The 8,786-nt window shown below is 70.7% G+C and carries 8 protein-coding genes; 7 read left to right on the top strand and 1 reads right to left on the bottom strand.

What is annotated here, in order from left to right:
- The first annotated feature begins 81 nt into the window (after positions 1–81).
- The 4 genes from ACIRU3_RS41960 (at position 82) to ACIRU3_RS41975 (ending at position 5,154) form a co-directional block, all read left to right on the top strand.
- Positions 82–903, top strand: coding sequence for an FAD binding domain-containing protein (locus ACIRU3_RS41960; RefSeq protein ID WP_404068604.1), 822 nt, complete (start codon positions 82–84; stop codon positions 901–903).
- On the top strand, positions 900–3,701 hold the full coding sequence (locus tag ACIRU3_RS41965; protein ID WP_404068605.1) for a molybdopterin-dependent oxidoreductase: 2,802 nt from the start codon (positions 900–902) through the stop codon (positions 3,699–3,701). The genes ACIRU3_RS41960 and ACIRU3_RS41965 overlap by 4 nt, the downstream gene beginning before the upstream one ends.
- 203 nt (positions 3,702–3,904) lie before the next feature.
- The gene (locus tag ACIRU3_RS41970) at positions 3,905–4,324 is read left to right on the top strand and encodes a molybdopterin-binding protein (protein WP_404068608.1); all 420 of its coding nucleotides are present in this window, start codon (positions 3,905–3,907) and stop codon (positions 4,322–4,324) included.
- 185 nt (positions 4,325–4,509) lie between these two features.
- The gene (locus ACIRU3_RS41975; protein WP_404068610.1) at positions 4,510–5,154 is read left to right on the top strand and encodes a LysE family translocator; all 645 of its coding nucleotides are present in this window, start codon (positions 4,510–4,512) and stop codon (positions 5,152–5,154) included.
- Between the two features lie 37 nt (positions 5,155–5,191).
- Here ACIRU3_RS41975 and ACIRU3_RS41980 read toward each other — a convergent pair whose 3' ends face one another.
- Positions 5,192–5,998 (bottom strand): sulfite exporter TauE/SafE family protein, encoded by an 807-nt coding sequence (locus ACIRU3_RS41980; RefSeq protein WP_404068613.1) that lies wholly within the window; start codon positions 5,996–5,998, stop codon positions 5,192–5,194.
- Between the two features lie 101 nt (positions 5,999–6,099).
- On the opposite strand from ACIRU3_RS41980, the gene ACIRU3_RS41985 reads away from it, so the two are divergent.
- The 3 genes from ACIRU3_RS41985 to ACIRU3_RS41995 all read left to right on the top strand — a co-directional run bounded on the left by ACIRU3_RS41985 (position 6,100) and on the right by ACIRU3_RS41995 (position 8,696).
- A complete protein-coding gene (locus ACIRU3_RS41985) occupies positions 6,100–6,942 on the top strand; it encodes an AraC family transcriptional regulator (RefSeq protein ID WP_404068616.1) in 843 nt (280 codons plus the stop codon).
- Between the two features lie 208 nt (positions 6,943–7,150).
- Positions 7,151–7,822: a pyridoxal 5'-phosphate synthase gene (locus ACIRU3_RS41990; RefSeq protein ID WP_404068619.1), complete on the top strand. Its 672-nt coding sequence runs from the start codon at positions 7,151–7,153 to the stop codon at positions 7,820–7,822.
- Positions 7,823–7,919: 97 nt separating this feature from the next.
- The gene (locus ACIRU3_RS41995) at positions 7,920–8,696 is read left to right on the top strand and encodes a class I SAM-dependent methyltransferase (protein WP_404068621.1); all 777 of its coding nucleotides are present in this window, start codon (positions 7,920–7,922) and stop codon (positions 8,694–8,696) included.
- Positions 8,697–8,786 lie beyond the last annotated feature (90 nt).

The following is an 8,786-nucleotide window of genomic DNA, read 5'->3' on the forward strand; positions in this document are numbered from 1 at the left end:
AAGTACCGGACGGGAAAAGTCGTCGTTTCCGTGCTGTGAACCAGTCGTCCCGGGCCCTTCCGCGTTGCTTCACTGACGGTCATGGACCTGAACACGGTGGTGGAGATCCGGGACGCACGGCATCCCGCGCCCTGGCGGCCGGGCGACGGCTGGCTCGGCGGCGGCACGTATCTGTTCTCTGAGCCGCAGCCGCACCTGCGCCGCCTGGTCGATCTCAGCCGCACCGGCTGGACCCCCGTGCAGCAGCACCCGGACGGCTCGCTGGAGATCGCGGCCACCTGCACGATCGCCCAGCTGTCCCGGTTCGCGAAGGGGCTCGGGGCCGAGTCGGCGCCGCTGTTCGAGCAGTGCTGCCGCGCGTTCCTCGCCTCGTTCAAGATCTGGAACATGGCCACCGTCGGCGGCAACATCTGCAATGCCCTCCCGGCCGGCCCGATGACCTCCCTCACCGCCGCACTCGACGGGGAGTGCCTGCTGATCGCACAGGACGGCGTACGCCGCCGGGTGCGCGTCACCGACTTCGTGACCGGCGCGGGCCGCAAGGTCCTGGCGGAGGGCGAGCTGCTGCGGTCGGTCACCCTTCCGGCCCGCGTCCTGGCCTGCCGTACGGCGTTCCGCCAGGCATCCCTGTACGGGCTCGGACGCTCCGGCGTCCTGATCATCGGCACGCTGGACCCGCTCGACGGCTCCCTCGCCGTCACGCTCACCGCTTCGACGGTCCGGCCGGTGCGGCTGTGGTTCCCGCTGCCGCCGACCGCGGAGGCGCTGCGGACGGCGATCGGCTCGGCGGTGGCCGACGACGAGTGGTTCGACGACATTCACGGGCTGCCCGAGTGGCGGCGGCACATGACGTTCCGGTACGCGGAGGAGATCCGCCGGGAACTGGGAGAGGCGGCACGATGAAGGTCGAGGTCAACGGACGCTCCCACGAGGAGGAACCCCGTTCCGGCCAGTGCCTGCGCACCTATCTGCGCGAACGCGGCTGGTTCGGTGTGAAGAAGGGCTGCGACCAGGGCGACTGCGGCGCCTGCACGGTCCACGTGGACGGCGAGCCGGTCCACAGCTGCCTGTTCCCGGCCTTCCGCGCCGACGGCCGCACGGTCACCACGGTCGAGGGCCTGGCCTCGCCCGAGGGCGACCTCCATCCCGTCCAGCAGAAGTTCCTCGACGCGCAGGGCTTCCAATGCGGCTTCTGCACGGCCGGCTTCCTGATGACCACGGCCGCCCTCGACGAGGACAAACTGGGCGACCTGCCGAGGGCGTTCAAGGGCAACCTGTGCCGCTGCACCGGCTACCGGGCCATCGAGGACGCCGTACGCGGGGTGAAGAACGTCGAGGCCCCGGCACCCGGCGAGTCCGTCGGCCGCAGTCTGCCCGCCCCGGCCGGGCCGCAGGTCGTCACCGGCACCGCCCGCTACACCTTCGACATCGAGGTCGAGGGCCTGCTGCACATGAAGCTGCTGCGGTCCCCCCACGCCCACGCCCGCATCGTGGCGATCGACACCTCGGCCGCCCTGCGCGTCCCCGGCGTCCACGCCGTGTTCACCCATCACGACGCTCCGGAACGGCACTTCTCCACCGCCCGACACGAGCATCCCGAGGAGGACCCGGACGACACCCGCGTCCTGGACGACACGGTCCGCTACATCGGCCAGCGCGTCGCGGCCGTCGTCGCCGACAGCGAGGGAGCCGCCGAGGAGGGCTGCCGGCGGATCGAGGTGACGTACGAGGTGCTGCCCGCCGTCCTGGACCCCGAGGAGGCCATGCGGCCGGGCGCGCCCGTCGTCCACGACAAGGACTCGACGATCGCCCGGATCTCCCGACCCGAGAACAATGTGGTCGGCGAGGCGCACGGTGAGATCGGCGACATCGAGGCCGGATTCGCCGAGGCCGACGCCGTGTACGAGGACACCTTCCGCACCCAGCGCGGACAGCATGCCAGTCTGGAGACGCACGGCGCCGTCGCCTGGTTCGACGAGGACGGCCGGCTCACCGTGCGCACCAGCTCGCAAACTCCGTTCCTGACCCGCCGCGCCCTGTGCGCCCTGTACGACCTGCCGTTGGAGCAGGTCCGGGTGATGGCGGGCCGGGTCGGCGGCGGATTCGGCGGCAAGCAGGAGATGCTCGTCGAGGACATCGTCGCGCTGGCGGTGCTCAAGCTGCGCCGCCCGGTGAAGCTGGAGTACACCCGGGCCGAGCAGTTCTACGGCGCCACCACCCGGCACCCCTTCACCATCCGTCTGAAGGCGGGCGCGCGCCTCGACGGCACCCTCACCGCGCTTCAGCTGCGGGTCGTCGCGAACACGGGCGCGTACGGCAACCACGGCCCGGCGGTGATGTTCCACAGCGTCGGCGAGTCGATGGCGATCTACCGTGCGGTGAACAAGAAGGTCGACGCCTACTCGGTCTACACACACACCGTCCCGGCGGGCGCCTTCCGCGGCTACGGCCTCGGCCAGGTGATGTTCGCCGTCGAGTCCGCCTTCGACGAACTGGCCCGCCGACTCGGCCTGGACCCACTGGAGTTCAAGGCCCGCAACATCATCGGCCCCGACGAGCCGATGATCACCCCCGGCGGCCACGAGGAGGACCTGCACATCGCGAGCTACGGCCTCGACCAGTGCGTCGACATCGTGCGCCGGGCACAGGCGGAGCCCGGGGCCGGCCGGCCCGCCCCAGAAGGCTGGCTGGTCGGCGAGGGAGCCGCCCTCGCGATGATCGCCACCGGGCCGCCCGGCGGGCACATCGCCGACGCCAAGGCCACCCTGCTGCCCGACGGCAGCTTCGATCTGGCCGTCGGCACCGCCGAGTTCGGCAACGGCACCACCACCGTGCACAAGCAGATCGCGGCCGGCGAACTCGCCACCACCGTCGACCGGATCGCCATCCGCCAGTCCGACACGGACGTCGTACGGCACGACACCGGCGCCTTCGCCTCCACCGGCACCGTCGTCGCGGGCAAAGCCACCCTGCGCGCCTCCCGAGCCCTTGCCGACATGCTCCTCGACTTCACCGCCGCCCACCTGCGGGTCCCGCGGGCCGACTGCCGGCTCGCCGAGGAGGCCGTACTGCACCCCGGCGGGCATCTGCCGCTCAAGGAGCTGTACGCCGCCGCCCGCGCCGTCGGCGTCGAGTTCGCGGCCGACGGGCACTTCGGCGGCACCCCGCGCTCGGTGGCCTTCAACGCCCAGTGGTTCAAGGTGGCCGTCGACCCCGGCACCGGCGAGATCCGCATCCTGCGCAGCGTGCACGCGGCCGACGCGGGCAAGGTCATGAACCCGATGCAGTGCCGCGGGCAGGTCGAGGGCGGCATCGCCCAGGCACTCGGCTCCACCCTCTTCGAGAACGTCCGCATCGACGCGCGCGGCGAGGTCGAGACGGCCGCCTTCCGCCGCTACCGGCTCCCCCAGTACGCCGACGTCCCGCGCACCGAGGTCCACTTCATGGAAACCGCGGACGCCATCGGGCCCCTGGGCGCCAAGTCGATGAGCGAGAGCCCCTTCAACCCGGTCGCCCCCGCCTTCGCCAACGCCCTGCGCGACGCGACCGGCATCCGCTTCACCGAACTGCCCTTCACGCGCGACAAGGTGTGGCTGGCGCTGCACGACGCGGGCGTGACGGATCAGAGCGTGAGCAACTCCTCGTGGAACCCGCCGAAGACCCGCTCACGGTCGACGAGACGGATCCCCGGGATCCCGTGACGGCGGCGCCCGTTGTCCGGGCTGCCGGTCGGGTGCCAGGGCGGTGAGAGACGGTCGGGCCGAATCTGCGAGGCATTGCACGATCATCCATGCCTCGCGGTTGCGTCGACGCTTGCGCAAGGACCCCCCAGGCCGGACTACGGTGGGCCACGCAGCAATGCCAAAGGCAGACAAATCTCCCATACTTTGCGAGGCGTCCCACAATGAGCCTGAGCATCCGCAACCAGATCCCCGGCACGGTCACCGCCGTCACCACGGGCGAAGCCATGGCAACGGTCAAGGTCCGTCTCGACGGCGGCCAGGACGTCACCGCCGCCATCACTCTCGACGCCGTCAAGGACCTCGGCCTCGCCGAGGGCTCCGCGGTGCACACCCTCGTCAAGGCCACGGAGGTGGCACTGGCCACCGGCCCGGTGGAGGGCCTGTCCATCCGTAACCGGTTGTCCGGCACGGTGCGCGAGGTCGCGACGGGCGCCGCCATGGCCACGGTCAGGGTCTCCGTCCAGGGCGCCGAACTGACCGCCGCGATCACCAAGGACGCGGCCACCGATCTCGGCCTGGCGGAGGGCTCGGCCGTCACCGCGCTGTTCAAGTCGACGGAGGTCTCGCTCTCGGCCGTATGACCCCGGTGGGACACCTGACCGGGTGGGCCTCGCTCCGCTCGGAGAGACGGAGTGAGGCCCACCCGGGGCAGGTGAACAGCGACCGTAGGCACCCGGTGAATATCGGTATGCGGATGCGCCTGGAGCGGACCGTCCGCCATCTGCTTGCATGACCCCTGGCAAACGGTCCAGGAGGTGACGGACAGATGGTGTCCACAGAGAACATCCTCGCGTTCGCGGCGATGTCGCTGCTGGTGATCGTGATTCCGGGGCCCAGCGTGCTGTTCGTGATCGGCAGAGCCCTCGCGCACGGCCGCCGCACGGCGCTCGCGACGGTCCTCGGCAACCTGGTCGGCTCGTACATCCTGGTGATCGCTGTGGCGTGGGGTCTCGGCACGCTGGTGGAAACCTCGGCGGCGGTGTTCATGAGTGTGAAGCTGGCCGGAGCGGCATATCTCGTGTATCTCGGCGTTCAGGCGTTCCGGCACCGCAAGGAGATGCGCGTGGCGGATGCGAAGGCTCCGGCCGGTGAGCGGCGCGGCGATCTGCACACCGTCCTGGACGGTGTTTTCGTGGGCGCCACCAACCCGAAGGGCATCGTCTTCTTCGCGGCGGTGCTGCCGCAGTTCGTCGACCACTCGTCGGGCCGTGTCCCCCTTCAGATGATGGCGTTGGGCTTGGTCTCGGTCGCCATCGGCCTGATCACGGACACCCTGTGGGCCCTGGGTGCTTCGGCGGCCCGTTCCTGGTTGGCCCGCTCGGACCGCCGCCTGTCGGCGGTCGGCGGGGCGGGCGGCCTCGCGATGATCGGCCTGGGTGTGACGGTGGCGGCGACAGGCCGCGCCGACTAGGCACTGCCCGTGGGTCAGCGGCTGAGGCGGAGCCTGATCAGAGTCCTACGACCGCCATCACGATCAGTACGACCAGGAGAAGGACGACGTAGGCGACGGAGTGGACCCGGTCCGGGACCCGGCCGGTGACTCGCCTCGCCACGGCGATGGTGGGCAGCGATCCGACGAGCAGGGTGACGCCCGCGGTGAGATCGACATAGCCGAGCCGGCCCGTGCCGGTGGCAGTGGTGGGGGCGAGGGCGTAGACGAGTGTCGCGGCCACGGCGACGGGGACGCTGAGGGGGTTGGCCATGGCGGTCGCCTCGGCCATGGAAAGGCCCCGCCGCCGCAGAAGCGGGACCGTCATGACACTGCCGCCCACTCCCAGGACGGCGGCCACCAGGCCGATCCCGACTCCGCCCAGGGTGGTCGTGGCCCGGCCCAAGGGCTTCGGACGCATCTGGTGCGCCGTGGAGAGGAAGCCCTTCCGCACCAGACTGTCGGTGATCGTCACCAGCAGGTAGGCGCCGAACAGCAGCCGAAGAGCTGTGCCGCCGACCAGGGTGGCCGCGAAGGATCCGGCCGTTGCGCCGATGGTGATGAACGCTGCCAGCGGCCAGACATATGCGCCGCGCAGTCGGCCCTGACGCCACTGGGCAAGCGCCGCAGCCGCGGCATTCACCACCATGACCGCCGCCGAGGTGGCCACCGCGACATGCATGGCGTCCGCTCCCGAACCGGCCGTGACGGTCAGGACTCCGTAGACGACGGGGACAGTGATGAAACCGCCGCCGAAGCCGAAGAACACGGTCGTGATGCCGGTCAGGCATCCGAAGAGCAAGAGGGTGAAGGACGAGGTCAGCACCGGTAAGACGGTAGGGATCACGCGGCTTGGCGGGCAATCGATGAACTGCCCTCTTCCTACGCGCAGCAGACAGGGCGCGTGGTCCGTCGTAGCCTCAGGCCATGCTCAATGTCCCGGTCGCGGAGGTGGACGGCCTCGATCGTGCCGTGCTGGCCATCGGCACCGACTACCCCCATGACCACCTGCTCGCCTGGCACGAGCACCGCCGCGCCCAGATGCTGTACGCGGCCACCGGCGTCATGCGGGTCGAGACGGACGACGGCAGCTGGACGGTTCCCACCGCCCGCGCGGTCATGATCCCGCCCATGACCAGGCATCAGGTCGCGATGACGGGCGTCAGTACCCGCAGCCTCTACATCGAACCCGCGGCCGTGCCGTGGTTTCCCGCCCGCTGCCGGGCCGTCGACGTCTCCGCCCTGCTCCGGGCGCTGATCCTGGAGGCCGTCGACATGGAGCCGCGGTACCCCGAGCACAGCCGGGACGCGGCGGTCGCCGCCCTCATCCTCCACGAGCTCAAGAACCTCACGCCGCTGCCCCTCGATGTGCCGTTGCCCTCCGATCCGCGGCTGCGCGGCCTGTGCGAGGCCTTCCTGCGGAAGCCGGACATCCACGACCCGCCGGCACGTTGGTGCGCACACCTCAACATCAGCGAACGCACCCTCGCCCGGCTGTTCCGGCGCGGCACCGGCCTGAGCTTCTCGCAGTGGCGGCAACGCGCCTGCATCCTCCACTCCCTGCAGCACCTCACCGCGGGGATGCCCGTCACGCGCATCGCGGCCCTGCTGGGCTACGACAACCCCGCCGCGTACACGGCCGCGTTCAAAAGACTCCTCGGCCGACCGCCGACGGCGCACAGGAGCCCCGACACCCCCGGCCTGCAGCCCCCTCCTGGGCCGCGACCAGCCCCTCGACCCGCCGGGCTTCCGGCACGTCAGTCGTCCTGACCGTCCCGAGACCTTCCCCGCGTCCTAGCGGGCGCGGGTCCCGTTTCGGCTCGGCGACCCGCGGATGCGCATTGTCGCTACCTCCAACATCCTCTGCTCACACGCAATGCCTTTTGTGGCATCCGCCGAGCATTTGCCAGGTGATTGTCGAAAATCAGCCGCAGAAGCAAGATGGGTGATGAAGGTGTCCTGTGAAGGAGGCGGCCGGGTGAGGGACGGAGATCACGGCAGTGGTGTCCGCGGATGGCTGCGAGGCATCGAGGTCTTCGCGGGACCGCTTCCGGAGTTCGCCCCCGAGCGAGCACCGGCCGATCCCGTGCGCCTGTTTCTGTCCTGGCTGTCCGACGCCGTCGCCGACGGGCTGCGCGACCCGCACACGATGACCCTGTCCACGGTCGACGAGGCAGGTGATCCGGACGCACGCGTGCTGATCCTGAAGGGGGTGGACACCTCCGGGTGGCAGTTCGCCGGGCACGGCTCCAGTCCCAAGGGGCACCAACTGGCCGTCCGTCCGCGGGCCGCACTCACCTTCTACTGGCCGGAGCACGGCCGGCAGGTGCGCCTGCGCGGGCCTGTGACTCCCGGCTCCGCCCAGGACAGCGCGGACGACTTCCTCGGCCGGTCGGCGACCGCCCGCGCCGAGTCCCTGCTGGGCCGTCAGAGCCAGTACCTGCCGGACACCGCCGAGCGGGACCATGCCCTGGAGGAGTCCCTGGCCCTGATCGACAAGGAGCCCTCGCTCGTCGACCCCGCCTGGACCCTCTACACCCTCGCACCGGCCGAGGTGGAGTTCTGGCAGGCGGCACGGAGCCGTGTTCACACCCGGTTGCGCTACGAGCGGTCCGGGAGCAGCTGGCAGCGGTTCCGGCTCTGGTCGTAGCACCTCCATGCCCCACGCCCGGACCGGCACAACCGATGGGCCTGTGGGGTTCGTTCCCTTCCCCCTGTTCCTGCTCACGAGGCGAGGTAAGCCCCCCATGACCACACGCACCCAGGACGGCAGCGCGGGCGACGTCGACCACGGCGCCATCGGCTCCGGGCCCGCCTCCTACCGCCGGCCGGACGACCGGATCGCCCGGTTCGTCGCCGAGGCCCTGGGCGACGCCCGTAGGGTGCTCAACGTCGGCGCCGGCGCCGGATCGTACGAGAGCGCGGCGCGTTCGGTGACGGCAGTCGAGCCCTCGGAGTCGATGCGCGCCCAGCGGCCGACGCAGCTCGCCCGCGCGATCGACGCCGTGGCCGAGGATCTGCCCTTCGCCGACGACGAGTTCGACGCGACGATGACCCTGTTCAGCGTGCACCAGTGGTCCGACGTCCGGGCCGGCCTGCGCGAGATGCGGCGCGTGGCCCGTGGTCCCGTGGTCATCCTGACCTGCGATCCCGCCCTGGTCCGGGACTTCTGGCTGTACCGGTACGCACCCGAGGTGCTGGACATCGAGGCCCGCCGCTACCCGCCCGTCGAGGAGCTGGCCGCGGCCTTGGGCGGCACCGGCACCGTACAGACCGTGCCCATCCCCCTGGACTGCACCGACGGGTTCAACGAGGCGTACTACGGCCGCCCCGAGATGCTGCTCGACCCGGCCGCCCGCCAGGCGTGCTCCGCCTGGAGCTTCACCGACGACCACGTCCGCGAGCGCTTCGACAGGACCCTGCGCCACGACCTGGAGTCCGGGGCCTGGAACGAGGAATTCGGCCACCTGCGCGACCGGCCGACGTACGAAGGGTCACTCGTGATCGTTCGCGCAACGCCCTAGTACTGCAACGGTGCTTGCCGTGACTGCTGGCCAGCTCAGGGGTTGTGTCCGCGCTGTTTGTAGTGGCTGATACGGGCTTGATGTTGCCGT

Origin of the sequence: Streptomyces sp. NPDC101151 (genome assembly GCF_044768335.1) — a bacterium.
GTDB lineage: Bacteria > Actinomycetota > Actinomycetes > Streptomycetales > Streptomycetaceae > Streptomyces.

What these genes read in the sequence shown, in the direction of transcription:
- ACIRU3_RS41985 (WP_404068616.1), top strand. Translation starts at nt 6,100, where the DNA reads ATGCTCAATGTCCCGGTCGCGGAGGTGGACGGCCTCGATCGTGCCGTG.
- ACIRU3_RS41960 (WP_404068604.1), top strand. Translation starts at nt 82, where the DNA reads ATGGACCTGAACACGGTGGTGGAGATCCGGGACGCACGGCATCCCGCG.
- ACIRU3_RS41965 (WP_404068605.1), top strand. Translation starts at nt 900, where the DNA reads ATGAAGGTCGAGGTCAACGGACGCTCCCACGAGGAGGAACCCCGTTCC.
- ACIRU3_RS41970 (WP_404068608.1), top strand. Translation starts at nt 3,905, where the DNA reads ATGAGCCTGAGCATCCGCAACCAGATCCCCGGCACGGTCACCGCCGTC.
- ACIRU3_RS41975 (WP_404068610.1), top strand. Translation starts at nt 4,510, where the DNA reads ATGGTGTCCACAGAGAACATCCTCGCGTTCGCGGCGATGTCGCTGCTG.
- ACIRU3_RS41995 (WP_404068621.1), top strand. Translation starts at nt 7,920, where the DNA reads ATGACCACACGCACCCAGGACGGCAGCGCGGGCGACGTCGACCACGGC.